The organism is Rhodococcus sp. MEB032, assembly GCF_030208925.1.
GTDB classification, from domain to species: domain Bacteria; phylum Actinomycetota; class Actinomycetes; order Mycobacteriales; family Mycobacteriaceae; genus Rhodococcus_F; species Rhodococcus_F qingshengii.
Map to the genome: position 1 here is coordinate 620,755 of NZ_JARVSY010000010.1, position 13,795 is coordinate 634,549.

Here is a 13,795-nt window from a genome sequence, read left to right on the forward strand (position 1 = left end):
TTCACTCCTCTTCCGTGGACGGAACGGCGGAGGTGGCCATTTCCGCAGCCGTCGCGATAAATGCAGCGGCCGCCGGGGATTGCTCGCCCGAGCGATAGACGATACCGACGTCGCGTGTCAGCGGCGGATCGAAGGAGAAGGCGCAGACGTCTGTCATCTGCTGTTGTGCAACCCTTCTCGGCACTACAGTGGCGCCGATTCCTCGGCGAACCAGTTCCCACGTGGTCACAGGGTGGACACAGTCCACGACTACGTTCTCGGCGCCTTCGCTCAGTAGACCCCGGAACTGATTCGATTGATCACCGAGATCGACCACAAGCGGCAAACTGTGCAAGAGCGCTCGCGGAACCGGATCCGCCAACGGCGTTGCAAGTCGGCCGGACAACGACGCATGGGTGGCGAGCACCAACTCCTGAGTGGCAATCGGAGCCGTGACCAAACCTTCGTACCCGATACTCAGATCGGTGACGCCGACCTCGGCCGAACCTCGCCGCAACGCATTGTCGACCCCGGCCGGGCCGTACGTGTCGAGAACACGCACGACGATCTTCGGGAAGTTGGCCCGGAATCGCCGGACCAACTCGACCATCGGATCGATCGAGAACGCCGAGTACGAGACGACGTCGACACGACCGAACTCGAGTTCGCGAACGGCGGTCACTTTCGCCTTCGCGCGCTCGACGTCGGCAAGGATTCTCCTGGCCGCGAGATCGAACGTGCGGCCCGCGTCGGTAAGAACCAACCGCCTGCCCGTCCGGTCGAACAGCGTGGCGCCGAGTCGACGCTCGAGCGTACGAATTGCCTGTGACAGCGAGGGCTGCGAAATGTAGAGAGCCTGAGCGGCCTTCGTTATCCCACCGTGGTCGACAACAGCGACGAAGTAGGTGACGAAGTGCAGATCCACTCATCCATCATACGACCAGCGATCCGTCGCTCACTCCACCCGAGTTGCCCCTGGTACGGCCCACTCTCCGGTGAAGATCGGCTCCCGCTTTTCCACGAAGGCACGAACCGCGTCGGTGGCATCCGTCGCAAAATTGACCGCTTGCGCCCTCGCCTCGTTGTCCAAGGCCTCCCGCAACGAGAGGGAGGTGTGACGTTCGAGCATGGCGGCAGACTGACTCAGTGCGGCCGGCGGGCCGGCGGCGAGCCGCTGCGCCAGTGTTGACGTGTGTTCGTCCAGCTCGGCCGGTTCGACCAGATAAGTCACCAACCCGAGCTCGTAGGCTTCCTGTGCGTCGATCGTCTCGGAAAGCATCACCAGTCGCTTGGCTTGTTGGAGGCCGACCAGTCTCGGCAGGATCCACGAACCACCGAAGTCGACAGACAACCCCCGTTTGGCAAAGATCTGGCTGAACTTCGCACCCTTGGCCGCCACGACGAAGTCGCAGAGCAACGCCATGTTCCATCCGGCTCCGACGGCAAACCCGTCGACCTTCGCCACCAGAGGTTTGGGAAACTCACTCAGTGCGATTGCCGTTGCGTTGATGACACGCATGCGATCGAGCGGGTGCGACGAGCCACGCTTGTCCAGATCGGAGCCCGCGCAGAAGGTCCCATCCGCGCCGGTCAGGATCACCGAGCGAATCTGCGCGTCCTCTTGAAGTTCGAGGACTGCTTCACGTAGAGCGATCCAGGCGTCGAGATCGAGAGCGTTGCGGCGGTGCGGCCGACAGAGAACAATCGTCGCGACAGCACCGTCTCGTTCGATGCTTACGGCCGCACGCTCGATCGTCTCGGCACTCATGAACCACTCCACACGGGAGAGCGCTTCTCGGCAAATGCCGTGGCGCCCTCCTTGGCATCACGAGAGGTGAAGACCGGATCGATGAATTCGCGTTGCGCGACAAAGGCATCCGGATCGGTGTACTTGGCGGACATTGCCAGTACCTGCTTGGTCGCGCGAACAGCCAGTGGACCGTTAGCCGCTACTCGGGCCGCAAGCTCGCGTGCGACGGTCAGCGCGTGTCCCGGTTCGGCGAGCCGATTGACCAAGCCGTGATGATGCGCCACGGTGGCACTGAGTGGATCCCCCGTGATCGCGATTTCCATGGCCAACTGATACGGAAGAATTTTCGGCAGACGTAGGAGTCCGCCGGCGGCCGCGGCAAGTCCCCGCTTCACTTCGGGCAGGCCGAATTTCGCGTCCGTGGACGCCACGATCAAGTCGGCCGCCAAGGCCAGTTCGCAACCGCCGGCGAGTGCCCAACCTTCGACGGCTGCGATCAGCGGCTTCGACGGCGGTGCCTCGGTCAGACCGGCAAAACCACGACCCGGTAGCGATGGCCGCTCTCCGCGCGCAAATCCCTTCAGATCCATACCGGCGCAGAAGGTTCCACCAGATCCGGTCAGAATGCCGATGGTGAGATCGGCCCGTTCCTCGAACTCGTCGATGGCCGCAGCCAAGGCTTCGGCAAGTTCGAGATTGACCGCGTTCTTGGCCTCGGGACGATTGAGGGTGATGACGGCAACGCCGTCGGCGAAGTCGGTGAGCACGACGCTCATGTTCGGTTCCTACTTCCGTGATGAGATTCTTGAAAGGTCACTGCGCGCGAATGCTCCAGCGCACGGGTGTGCCGCCGGACGGTGTCACGATCTCCCGCTTCGCCAAAACAACAAGATGAGCATGGGTTTCGCGGACTGCCAAGCGAAGTAGTCGCGGCGACATCTGTTCGAACGGGCGAGACCAGGAGATCGTGCGTGAGAGTTCCCAGGCCGTGGATTCAGGCTCATCCTGCACCGCAGCCACGATCTCCGCCAATCGCTCCTCGTGGTGCCCCATCAATTGACGTGCACGATCGGCGATCCCACGGAATCGATATTCATGTGCCGGAAGCACTTCGCACTCGCCCAGTGTTGTCGTCGCCTCGAGCGAGAGAAGATAACGATGAAGTGGGTTCTCGAGTTCACCGGGAATCGTGGAGATGTTCGGGCTGATCCTCGGCAGCATGTGATCGCCGCTGAACAACAAGCCTCTGTCCTCTTCCACGAAACAGAGATGTCCGGGAGTGTGCCCCGGTGTCCATTGGGCGCGGAGATTCCAACCGGGTAGGTCGAGTGAATCCCCTTCTCCCAGAACGATGTCGATGGTTTCGTACTCGGCGAACCGCACCAGGTCGACCCGAGACGCGTCGAGCACTTCGGCCGGTGCGCCGAGTTCGGACAACTGCAGGTTCCAGCCACTGATGTCGTCGCGGGTCTGTTCGGGCCCGTGGTACCCGAGGAGCGTCGCGTCGGCCACGTGCATCGCAAGTGTCGCGCCGCTGACCTGCCGAAGACGCGGCGCCAGGCCGAAGTGATCGGGATGCAGGTGCGTGATTGCCGCATAGCGCACTTCGGAAACGTGGTATCCGATCGATGCTATGCCGTCGACGAGAGCCTGCCAGGACTGTTCGTGATCCCAACCGACGTCGATGAGGGCAAGTCCGTCGTCGAGCGCGAGTGCGTAGACGAGTACGTAGCGCAAAGGGTTGTCCGGCATAGGAACAGGGATCGACCACAATCCGTCCCGCACCTGTTCGACCGGTGGAAGGACTTTGTTCGCCCATGCCTCACGTTGTGCGACACCGACGTCTTCGGTCACGATCATGATGCTTCTCCGCTCGCGTTCAGCATGGTCCGCAGGCTCGACTTGAGCAGTTTTCCGCTCGCGTTGCGAGGTAGGGAGTCCACGAAATGGATCTGGCGAGGTTTCTTGTACGACGCCAACTTCGCTGTGCTGAAAGCGATCAACTCGTCGACGCTCGGCACGTCGGCACCGTCGACCAGTTTGACCACTGCGGTCACGGATTCACCCCAGCGCTTGTCGGGAACCCCGACCACCGCAACCTCGGCGACCGAGGGGTGCTCGGCCAGAATGGATTCCACCTCGATCGGATAGACGTTCTCTCCGCCGGTGATGATCATGTCCTTGAGTCGATCGGTGACGAACAGATACCCCTCGTCGTCCAGATGGCCGGCGTCCCCCGTTCGGAGGAAACCGTCGTGGGTGAACAATTCGGCGGTCTCACGGTCACGTCGCCAGTATCCGCGAGTGTTGTTTCTACTGCGCGCGACGATCTCACCGGAATTATTGGGCGGCAATTCCTCACCAGTGGTGACGTCTCGAATCGAGATCTCGACGCCGATCATCGGCTTGCCCGCAGAGCGAAGCAACTCCGAACGCGGCCCGCTCACATGATGGTCGTAAGCACGAAGGACGGATACCGAACCCGTCGTCTCGGTCATCCCGTATCGCTGAACGAATTTGCAGTTCAAGACAGTCATCGCGTGGGCGAGGAGCGCCGGAGTGATCGGTGACGCCCCATAGGCGACCACCTCCAGGCTGGTCAGATCGAAACTGTCGAGAGTCGGCAGATCTACCAGCGTCTGAATGACTGCAGGCACCAGAAATGCGTGGGTGACGCGGTGGGTCGCGATGGCATCAGCGACCCGAGCAGGCGCCATGTCTCCGAGCAGCACCAAAGGCACTCCGGCCGACAAGCATGTACTCATCCAGCCGGCACCGGCGATGTGAAAGAGGGGAAGTGCATCGAGTGCGACTGTATTCGAACCGAATTCGTAGACATCGAACCCCTCGGGCTCGTTGTACAGATTCCGGTGCGTGGCCACGACGCCCTTGGGCCGGCCGGTTGTCCCGGACGTGTACAGCTGCAGAACTGCTGCGTCCGGATCGTGCCCGTGTCCGGGGTCGACACCGGTCCCTGATGCCACGAACTCCGCCCAGGTTCGCGAATCCGGCAGGCCCCCTGCAGCTCCCACGGTTATGACCTCGATGTCCGGCAACGCTGCGGACATCGCCGCCGCCCCCGCGGCGAACTCGTCATCGACGATCAAGACGTCGAGCTCCGCGTCCTCGGCGATGTCGACGAGTTCGAGTGGGTTGAGCCGCCAGTTCAACGGGATGAACACAGCGCCTGCCTTCGCACATGCGATGAAGGTTTCCGCACCTTCGAGCCCCATCCGCAGTAGCGCACCGACACGAGCACCCGTTGTGGTCACTTCTGCCAGCGCACTCGCCAAGGTGCTGGTCTCGCCATCCAGCTCAGCCCAAGTCAGCGTTCGGTCGCCGCACGTGATTGCCGGATCGGACGGCCGTGTCGACGCCGAGTGGCGTATCCGGTTGGGTAGGTGAAGCTCGCTCACATCACGCTCCTGTGTTCCAGGTACTCACCGAGCACGAAACGCGGTCGGTGGTACTGGAACAGTCGACCATCGCTATGGCCTGCGCCACAAAGACGAGAAGGCGCACAGAGCCATAGCTCAGACCTATGTCCGCAGGTCGCAGCAAGTCACCGCCGCCAAGGCTCCGTCATCTGGGAGAATTCGTCAGATGCAGGCACCCGGCATGGACATACGCAGCGCGCAGTATCTCGTCGCGGTCGTCGATCACGGCAGCGTCACTGCCGCCGCGGACGTCCTGCGTATCTCGCAACCGTCCCTCTCGCAGGCCGTGCGCAACCTCGAACGAGCTCTCGGAGCCACACTCTTCGAGCGCACCACTCGCGGTCTGGCTCCCACCACGGTCGGACTGGCAGTTGCCGATTCTGCCCGTACGTTGCTCGCCGACGTTGCTCGGGCCGAGGCCGCGGTGGCTGCGGTAACCGCTTTGCGCGCCGGGGAACTCGCCATAGCAGTTCAGTCCGATCTCGCCATCGACCCTGTTGCAGAGGTCGCCGGACGCCTCCATCTGACGGCACCCGGAATTCGGTTCTCCACGAACGCCTCCGCCAACGCACAGGACGTGCGCGCGCTCGTCAGAGCAGGTACGTGTGAACTCGGGTTTCTCGAGACCCACCCGGGTACCGAAGTCTCCGACGGGCTTCGAGAAATTGCCGTGAGCACCCAGGAAACGGTCTTGTCGATCCCCATTCGCCTGGCCACAGACCTCCCCGATCCGGTTCCGCGCACCGTGGTCGCGCGCCTGCCAATGGTGGTCGAGGCATCCGCAGTTCGGCGCGGGCACTCGATCGACGACGATCTGGAACTCACCGACGTCGTCGTGGAAGTGCCAGATCGCCTTGCTGTCCGGGAAATGGTCGGGCAAGGTGTAGGCGCCGCGCTGCTGCCCAGATCGATCGCCGAACAAGACTCACCGGCATCTGAGGTTCGCTCGCTTTTCCCACCGATCACCCGGCAGACGATCTTGGTCTACCGCGACGGCCCGCTCTCACCGGCCGGGTCTGCGTACATCGAGAACATCTCCCCACGTCACAAGCCCTCCACGAACAGCCTGCCCAACGGCGAGAGCGTCTCCGGATCGAACTCGACGCCGTAATTCAGTGAGATCGCCGGCTCCACCGGAAATATCTCCGCGCCGGACGCGACCGATCTCTCGGCCAACGAACGCTCCATGAATGCCATGCCCAAACCAGCAAAGACGAACGCGCCGACGGTCTCCCGCTGCGCCAACTCCGTCGACATCCGAGTCCGGGCCCCGGCGGCCTGCAGAGACGACTCGATGGCAAGCCGAGCCCGCGAGTGTTTGAGCACACCCACCACGGGGAGATCGGGCAATGCCGTCAATGACACCGGCTCTCCCGCAGCGGGTTTCACACCATTCGGCCAGACGTCGGGATGAACCCCCGACGGCACTGCCAGCCAGTACTCGTTCACCCCCAACACTTTCGTGGACAGCGCCGACATGTCGGGTGGCCAATAGCTGAAGACCACCTCGCACGCGCCGTCTGCCAACACCTGCTCAGACGTTGCACCCTGCGGCAACTCACCGACCCGAACGGTCACAGCAGGCCACCGCTCACGAAAGTCTGCCACGATGCGTGCGATCGGACCTTCGAGACCATGTGCCGCGGAGCAGATGTCGAGCCGGCCACGAGGCTCGTCGGCCGTACCGATCGCGACGTCGAACGCGGCCGCGCTGCTGCGAGTCATCTGCCTCGCCGGCCCTACCAACGCCCGACCTGCTGCCGTCAGCACCAAACCGCGACCGACACGGTGAAACAGTTCGACTCCGAGTTCGCGCTCGAGGCCACGAATACCCTGCGACAGCGACGGCTTGGTGACCGACAGATTCTGCGCAGCCGTCGACAAGGACTCACCACCGGCAACGGCAAGGAAGTACTCGATCTGACGTAGGTCCACTCCATCGACTTTGCCATAAACGCAGACAGGTATACCGGTACCAAGCACTGCAGGGTGTTCACACACGCTTCATTAATCGGACATTCAGGACGCACCTTCTTCTACCCGGCGCCACCTACCGTAATTGGTCCAGACCAATTACGGATAGGTCTGAACCACCGCGTCGAAGACAAGGAATCCTCGTGAGACGTACGACCATCGCGATAGCAGCCGTGACCGCGGCTCTCGCCGTTCCCGGCATCGCCCCCGCCGAATCCCACGCCGAACCCGGCTGGGGCAGTTCGTCCTTCGAATGGGGCAGCTCTTCGGGCGAGAACAACACGCCGCCCGCAGCGCCCGGCGTCAGCGTCCCCGGCGGACGGTACGAGCACCCCGTCGACCTGACCTTCACCGCCGAGCGCGGCGCCACCGTCCGCTACACCGTGGACGGAACGACACCCACCACCGACAGCCAAGCTGCCACGCCGGGACGTCCGCTGCACATCGCACAGGACACCAACGTCACTGTCGCAGCTTTCCGCGGCGATCACGCGAGCGCGGCCGTCTCGTTCGGCTACCTGATCAAGACCTCGGAAAAGCCGCTGGCTCAGGTCGTCGTGATGTCCGACGTCCACGTCGGCGATCACGCGAACAACGACAAGAAGTACGAAAGCTTCTTCGACACAATCGGTTCCATCTACCCGAAACCCGACGCCATCCTCTCCAACGGGGACATGATCAACGACAACGGAGACGGCAAGGGGCCCGACCACAAGATCGTCGCAGAAATCTTCCAGGCAAACCTCGCCCGAAAGGGCATGAACGACACACAACTCCTGATCTCCAACGGCAATCACGATGCAAGTCTCGCGGCGATCAGAGCCGGATATCCGGCGGAGTGGTTCCCGGATTCCGGTGGCGGATACTACGAATCCGACGTCAATGGTGTCCATCTCTTCACGGTCAACACCGAAACCTACAACAATGATTCAGCGCAACGCAATTGGCTGAAGTCCCGCCTGACCGAAATCACCGCGGAGTCCGGGAACCTGACCAAGCCGATCCTGGTCCAGGGACACCGGCCGGCAAGCAACACAGCCATGGACGGGCAGCAGGCGTCGAACCCTCGATTGACCGAAGACCTGAGTGCCTTCCCTCAGGCAATCTTCTTCTCCGGGCACTCACATCTGAACAACAACGACGACCGGTCGATCCATCAGCGTGACTTCACGTCGGTCAACGACGGCTCGATGTCGTACATCGAAATCGATCACGGCTACCAGATGGTGACCGAGTCCGGTCTCGCGAACCGTTTCGAATCACCCACTGCCCAAGCGCTCTTCGTCGAGGTCTACCAGAACCGCACGGAAATCAACCGAATCAACATGGCGGCAGACAAGCACGACATCTACGCCGGTGGCGCGTGGTCAGCCAACTGGCAGCCTCCGTACTCGAGCGCGGGCACGCTGAGCGGTTCGGGGTGGACGGTCGAACTCGACGGGTCGACCAACCAGCAGATCAAGGACAACTTCCGCTACACCTCGGGCGCACGGAACACGCACGCGCCGGAGTTCACCTCGAGCACTCCGCTCTCGGTGACGACCGGCGAAAACGGTGCGACCGCACTGAGGATCGCGCAGGCCAAGGACGATCAGATGGTGCACCACTACGCCGTCGAGGTCACGGACACAGCCACCGGAGCGAAGGTGGTCTCGTCGAAGGTGCTCTCGGACTTCTACTTCATGCCGCGGCCGAACAGCCTCGACATTCCGATTCCCGATGCCGCAGCGGGCACCGCGTACGAAGCCCGCGTCGAAGCCGTTGACGCATACGGCAACCGGTCACCGGTGACAACCCTGGCCTTCACCCGCTGACGTCCTCCCGCTGACCCGACACGACAAAGCGGCACCGCGCATATTCGCGGTGCCGCTTCTCGGCTCAGTTGTACGTGCGAAGCAGGCCCTTGCTGATGATCTGCTTCTGGATGTCGCTGGTGCCTTCACCGATCAGAAGGAACGGCGCCTCACGCATCAACCGCTCGATCTCGTATTCCTTGGAATAGCCGTATCCGCCGTGGATACGGAAGCTGTCCTGGGTGACCTCCGAGCAGAATTCACTCGCCAGATACTTCGCCATACCCGCGGCGACATCGTTGCGCTCACCCGAGTCCTTGAGCCTGGCAGCGTTGACCATCATCAGATGTGCCGCTTCGACTTTGGTGCCCATCTCGGCGATCCGGAACGCGATGGCCTGATGCTCGGCGATCGGCTTGCCGAAAGTCTCGCGTTGCTTGGCGTAGGTGACAGCCAGTTCGAAAGCGCGCTGGGCAATTCCGCAGGCACGCGCGGCGACGTTGACCCGGCCGACCTCGACGCCGTCCATCATGTGCCGAAATCCCGAGCCAGGGGTGCCACCGAGAACCTCCTCGGCTCCGATCTCGAAACCGTCGAAGATCATCTCCGTGGTGTCGATTCCCTTGTACCCCATCTTCTCGAGCTTGCCCGGAATGGTCAGGCCCGGGAGTACCTCGCCGAAACCTGCGGGTTTCTCGATCAATATCGTCGTCAGATTGTTGTGCGGCTTCTCCGCGCCCTCGTCCGTCTTGACCAGGACTGCCACCAAGGTCGAGGAACCCCCGTTGGTCAGCCACATCTTCTGGCCGGTGATCACGTAATCGCCGGAGTCCGTCCGCTTCGCCTTGGTCGATATGGCAGCAACATCGGAACCGAGGGCAGGCTCCGACATGGAAAATGCACCGGTGAGTTCCCCGGACGCCAAACGCGGCAGGTACTTCGCCTTCTGTTCCGGCGTCCCGTGCGCCGAAATCATGTGAGCCACGATGAAATGCGTGTTGATGACACCGGACACGCTCATCCATCCACGGGCCAATTCTTCGACGCACAGCGCGTAGGTGAGCAATGATTCGCCGATACCCCCGTACTCGGGGTCGATGGTCAGTCCGAACAGACCCATGTCCTTCATCTGCTTGACGATGTCGGTCGGGTACGTATCCGAGTGTTCGAGTTCCTGCGCCGCGGGGATGACCACACGATCGACGAACTCGCGTACCGCCCCGACGATATCGGTCTGAGTTTCGGTCAATCCCGCCGTCTGCGCCAAACGAGTCACTGTTCCACCTGTCAGTCGGTACTTCGTGCCCTCCCGGTCGACGAAATTGATTCGACTCCAGGAACTTTCATCCCGCCGCGACGTGTGTGCGGCAGAGACGCTGTATCCATTCAATCCCCGAAGGGTATATGTGTCAAAGTCGATTTCGCATACGAACCGTATGGCGGAAACTATGTCCGAACAGGTCGTTCCTGCTGTTGACAACCGCGCCACGCGTGCTGGATATTCGAGTGGCCAGGTCGCGACGGGCCCTTCGATCGGCCCGTTCACGCGACGCATTCCCCACCTCTCCTCGAGACAGGCGCATTCCATGCACGACGCAGTCATCTGTGAACCCGTTCGCACCCCGGTGGGCGGATTCGGCGGAGTCTTCAAGGACGTTCCCGTCACCACTCTCGCCGGCACTGTTGTGCGTGGCCTCGTCGAACGAACCGGCATTGCGTCCACCGATGTCGACGACGTCATCTTCGGTCAGGGGTACGCCAACGGAGAGGCCGCGGCCATCGGACGAATCGCGGCACTCGACGCCGGTCTCGACGTGTCCGTTCCCGGAATACAACTCGATCGCCGTTGCGGTTCGGGATTGCAGGCGATCATCTACGCCGCGATGCAGGTACAGACTGGGATGAGTGATCTGGTCATCGCCGGCGGCGCCGAGAGCATGAGCGGAACCGAGTTCTACTCCACCGACATGCGTTGGGGCACAAAGCGCCCTTCCGTCGAGTTCCACGACCGATTGGCCAAACCGCGCACGAACTCCGGCGGAGTCAACTTTCCGGTGGAAGGCGGCATGATCGAGACCGCTGAGAACTTGCGCCGGGAGTACTCGATCACCCGCGACGAGCAGGACCGATACGCGGTGCGATCGCACGAACGGGCCGTTCACGCCCAAGACAGTGGGTACTTCGACGACGAGACCATTCCCGTTTCGGTGCCCGGACGCCGTGGTGAGCAGACAGTCGTCACCCAAGACGAGCATCCGCGCCGAGGGATACAACTGTCCGATCTTGCTGCACTGCGCCCCATTCGAGGTCGCGTCGACCCTGAAGCAACAGTCACCGCCGGAAACGCCTGCGGCCAGAACGACGCCGGAGCCGCGGCCATCGTCACCACTGCGGCCAACGCCGAACGGCTGGGCCTGCGGCCGTTCGCGAAACTGGTCAGCTGGGGTGTGGCCGGTGTGGAGCCGAACCGGATGGGCATCGGACCGGTGCCTGCCGTGGCGAAGGCTCTCTCCCGTGTCGATCTGTCGCTGGACGACATCGACCTCATCGAAGTCAACGAGGCCTTCGCCGCCCAGGTTCTCGCGTGCGCCAAAGCCTGGGGATTGAGCGCGCAGGACATCGAGGAACGCTTCAACGTCAACGGTTCCGGAATCTCGCTCGGACATCCTGTCGGCGCTACCGGTGGGCGGATCCTCGCCAATCTGCTGCGCGAACTCGACCGGCGCCAGGCACGGTACGGGATCGAGACCATGTGTATCGGTGGCGGACAAGGGATTGCCGCGGTGTTCGAGAACCTGCGACGCTAGAAGCGTTAACCGATCGATCCGTCGCGGCGAAGTTCCGCGATCCGGTCGCCCGTAAGTCCCAACTCGGCCAGCAGAGAATCCGTCTGCTGGCCGAGTGCCGGAACGTCACCCATGCTCATTTCGACATCCGAATACGTCATCGGAGGCAGCACGGCATCGATCGGACCGTTCTCGGTGCCCACGGACCGCCACCTGGCACGCTTCTCCAGCTGCGGATGTTCCAGCAGACCGGCCATGTCGTTGAGTGCCGCGGCCGGAACACCAGCGGCGGCCAGACGCTGATCCAGATCTGTCGTCGAGTACAGACGCGTCAGAGAGCCCACCAATTCGTCCACCTCGCCACGGTTTTCGACGCGCACGATGTTGGTGCGGTAACGCGGATGATCGACCAGATCCTCTCGCTCGAACACGTCCACCATCAGCGCTCGCCATCCACGATCGTTCTGGACGCCGATCAGGATTTCGCCGTCGGCCGTGGGATACGAATCGTAGGGAACAATCGCGGCATGGCCGAGACCGACACGTGGAATCTGCTTGTCCGCATACATTTTCATGTACATCGGATGGCCCAGCCACTCGACGGTGGAATCGAACATCGAGACCTCGACGAGCGCTCCCTTGCCCGTTCGCTCTCTACGGAACAGGGCGCTCAGAATCGAAGTCAGCGCGTACATTCCTGCCGCGATGTCGGAGACCGGGATGCCGGTCTTGGTGGCCGTCTCCGGTGTGCCTGTCACGGAGATCATTCCGGTCTCGGCTTGGACCAACATGTCGTAGGCCTTACGCTCGCGCCGCGGGCCGGCACTGCCGTAGCCGGACATGTCGATCACGATGAGCCGTGGGTATTTATCGCGCAGTTCCTCCGCGCCGAACCCCAGTCTCGCGGCTGCGTCGGGAGCCAGGTTCTGCAGGAACACATCGGCTCGCGCGACCAGATCGAGAAGGATCTGCCGGCCGGGGTCCGACTTCACGTCGACGGCGATCGATTCCTTGGAACGGTTGAGCCACACGAAGTGTGATGCCTGACCGTGAACCGCCTGGTCGTAGTGACGCGCGAAGTCACCCTCGCCGACGCGTTCTATCTTGATCACCCGCGCACCCATGTCCGCGAGATGTCTGGTGGCGAGCGGTGCCGCCACCGCCTGTTCGAGTGCAACTACGGTGATTCCGTCGAGCGGAAGATCCGAGTTCGGCTGTCCCATGTCAGTAGTCACCCCAGAAGTTTTACACCCAGAATTCTCACACTCTGAATTCTTGCACTCGAACAGGACGGATCAGATGTGGCGGCCGCCGGTGATCTCGAGAACCGTGCCGGTCATGTAGCTCGAGAGGTCGCTCGCGAGGAACAGCACAACCGAAGCAACTTCCGAAGGCTCGGCTGCGCGCCCCATCGGAATCTCGGCAAGCTTCTCGTTCCAGATCCGTTCGGGCATCGCCTCGGTCATCGCCGTGCGGACCAGTCCGGGCTGAACGGCGTTGACGCGAACGTTCTTGAACGCGACCTCTTTTGCCGCGGCCTTCGTCAGACCGACGATCCCGGCCTTCGCGGCCGAGTAGTTGGTCTGCCCGAGCATGCCCACCTTGCCGGAGATCGACGAGATGTTCACGATCGCGCCCGTCTCACGCTCGCGCATGCGGGCGGCGGCAGCGCGTGTTCCGTTCCAGGCGCCCTTGAGGTGAACGGCGATCACGTCGTCGAAGTCCTGCTCGGTCATCTTCCGCATCGTGGCGTCGCGCGTCATGCCGGCGTTGTTGACCATGACATCGACTGGACCGAAAGCGCTTTCGGCCAGATCGAGCATGGCCTCGACCTGTCCGGAGTCACGCACGTCGCAGGAAGCGAAACGGGCGACCGACTCTCCACCGAGTTCGGCGACCGCAGCCGTTCCCACGGTTTCGTTGATGTCGCCGAGAACGACGGTCGCGCCTTCCTTGATGAAGGTGCGCGCAATTTCGAGCCCGATGCCCTGTGCTCCTCCGGTCACTACCGCAACCTTGCCGTCCAACAATCCCATGTCCACTCCGTTCGTGAGGTTAAAGCTCGTCTGGAAAATG

The 13,795-nt window shown here is 62.4% G+C and carries 12 protein-coding genes; 3 read left to right on the top strand and 9 right to left on the bottom strand.

All coding sequences use genetic code 11. The features are described 5' to 3' along the window. Position 1: 1 nt before the first annotated feature. From QRN54_RS13205 to QRN54_RS13225, 5 genes are read right to left on the bottom strand one after another with little or no spacing between them, the layout of a single operon-like run. Positions 2-904 (bottom strand): LysR family transcriptional regulator, encoded by a 903-nt coding sequence (locus QRN54_RS13205; protein WP_007729501.1) that lies wholly within the window; start codon positions 902-904, stop codon positions 2-4. A gap of 30 nt (positions 905-934) precedes the next feature. Continuing rightward, positions 935-1,747 carry an enoyl-CoA hydratase/isomerase family protein gene (locus QRN54_RS13210; RefSeq protein ID WP_064688122.1) on the bottom strand — a complete coding sequence of 271 codons (813 nt, stop codon included), beginning with the start codon at positions 1,745-1,747 and terminating at the stop codon, positions 935-937. Next, positions 1,744-2,505: a crotonase/enoyl-CoA hydratase family protein gene (locus QRN54_RS13215; protein ID WP_065351440.1), complete on the bottom strand. Its 762-nt coding sequence runs from the start codon at positions 2,503-2,505 to the stop codon at positions 1,744-1,746. The genes QRN54_RS13210 and QRN54_RS13215 overlap by 4 nt, the downstream gene beginning before the upstream one ends. A gap of 37 nt (positions 2,506-2,542) precedes the next feature. After that, on the bottom strand, positions 2,543-3,589 hold the full coding sequence (locus QRN54_RS13220; protein ID WP_116057842.1) for an MBL fold metallo-hydrolase: 1,047 nt from the start codon (positions 3,587-3,589) through the stop codon (positions 2,543-2,545). Beyond that, a complete protein-coding gene (locus QRN54_RS13225) occupies positions 3,586-5,145 on the bottom strand; it encodes a long-chain-fatty-acid--CoA ligase (RefSeq protein WP_285182123.1) in 1,560 nt (519 codons plus the stop codon). The genes QRN54_RS13220 and QRN54_RS13225 overlap by 4 nt, the downstream gene beginning before the upstream one ends. A 187-nt stretch (positions 5,146-5,332) precedes the next feature. Here QRN54_RS13225 and QRN54_RS13230 point away from each other — a divergent pair, with 187 nt between their 5' ends. After that, positions 5,333-6,277 (top strand): LysR family transcriptional regulator, encoded by a 945-nt coding sequence (locus QRN54_RS13230; protein ID WP_054188394.1) that lies wholly within the window; start codon positions 5,333-5,335, stop codon positions 6,275-6,277. Here the strand turns inward: QRN54_RS13230 and QRN54_RS13235 are convergent. Continuing rightward, entirely contained in the window at positions 6,211-7,101 is an 891-nt protein-coding gene (locus QRN54_RS13235; RefSeq protein ID WP_030537198.1) for a LysR family transcriptional regulator, read from the bottom strand. The genes QRN54_RS13230 and QRN54_RS13235 overlap by 67 nt on opposite strands. A 182-nt stretch (positions 7,102-7,283) precedes the next feature. Here QRN54_RS13235 and QRN54_RS13240 point away from each other — a divergent pair, with 182 nt between their 5' ends. Next, a complete protein-coding gene (locus QRN54_RS13240) occupies positions 7,284-8,954 on the top strand; it encodes a chitobiase/beta-hexosaminidase C-terminal domain-containing protein (protein ID WP_209909936.1) in 1,671 nt (556 codons plus the stop codon). Between the two features lie 64 nt (positions 8,955-9,018). Here QRN54_RS13240 and QRN54_RS13245 read toward each other — a convergent pair whose 3' ends face one another. After that, a complete protein-coding gene (locus tag QRN54_RS13245) occupies positions 9,019-10,209 on the bottom strand; it encodes an acyl-CoA dehydrogenase family protein (RefSeq protein WP_007729528.1) in 1,191 nt (396 codons plus the stop codon). 310 nt (positions 10,210-10,519) lie between these two features. Between QRN54_RS13245 and QRN54_RS13250 the strand changes: the two genes are divergently transcribed. Further along, positions 10,520-11,740, top strand: a complete 1,221-nt coding sequence (locus QRN54_RS13250) for an acetyl-CoA C-acetyltransferase (RefSeq protein ID WP_007729531.1) — start codon at positions 10,520-10,522, stop codon at positions 11,738-11,740. A 5-nt stretch (positions 11,741-11,745) separates the two neighbouring features. Here QRN54_RS13250 and QRN54_RS13255 read toward each other — a convergent pair whose 3' ends face one another. Together QRN54_RS13255 and fabG are read right to left on the bottom strand one after the other, a co-directional pair. Then, positions 11,746-12,942: a CaiB/BaiF CoA transferase family protein gene (locus QRN54_RS13255; protein ID WP_063315750.1), complete on the bottom strand. Its 1,197-nt coding sequence runs from the start codon at positions 12,940-12,942 to the stop codon at positions 11,746-11,748. Between the two features lie 72 nt (positions 12,943-13,014). After that, positions 13,015-13,755, bottom strand: a complete 741-nt coding sequence (gene fabG / locus QRN54_RS13260; protein WP_003940214.1) for a 3-oxoacyl-ACP reductase FabG — start codon at positions 13,753-13,755, stop codon at positions 13,015-13,017. Positions 13,756-13,795: the final 40 nt, after the last annotated feature.

Coding starts and splice junctions, on each gene's coding strand:
- QRN54_RS13215 (WP_065351440.1), bottom strand. CDS start 2,505: ATGAGCGTCGTGCTCACCGACTTCGCCGACGGCGTTGCCGTCATCACC.
- QRN54_RS13255 (WP_063315750.1), bottom strand. CDS start 12,942: ATGGGACAGCCGAACTCGGATCTTCCGCTCGACGGAATCACCGTAGTT.
- fabG (WP_003940214.1), bottom strand. CDS start 13,755: ATGGGATTGTTGGACGGCAAGGTTGCGGTAGTGACCGGAGGAGCACAG.
- QRN54_RS13230 (WP_054188394.1), top strand. CDS start 5,333: ATGCAGGCACCCGGCATGGACATACGCAGCGCGCAGTATCTCGTCGCG.
- QRN54_RS13250 (WP_007729531.1), top strand. CDS start 10,520: ATGCACGACGCAGTCATCTGTGAACCCGTTCGCACCCCGGTGGGCGGA.
- QRN54_RS13220 (WP_116057842.1), bottom strand. CDS start 3,589: ATGATCGTGACCGAAGACGTCGGTGTCGCACAACGTGAGGCATGGGCG.
- QRN54_RS13210 (WP_064688122.1), bottom strand. CDS start 1,747: ATGAGTGCCGAGACGATCGAGCGTGCGGCCGTAAGCATCGAACGAGAC.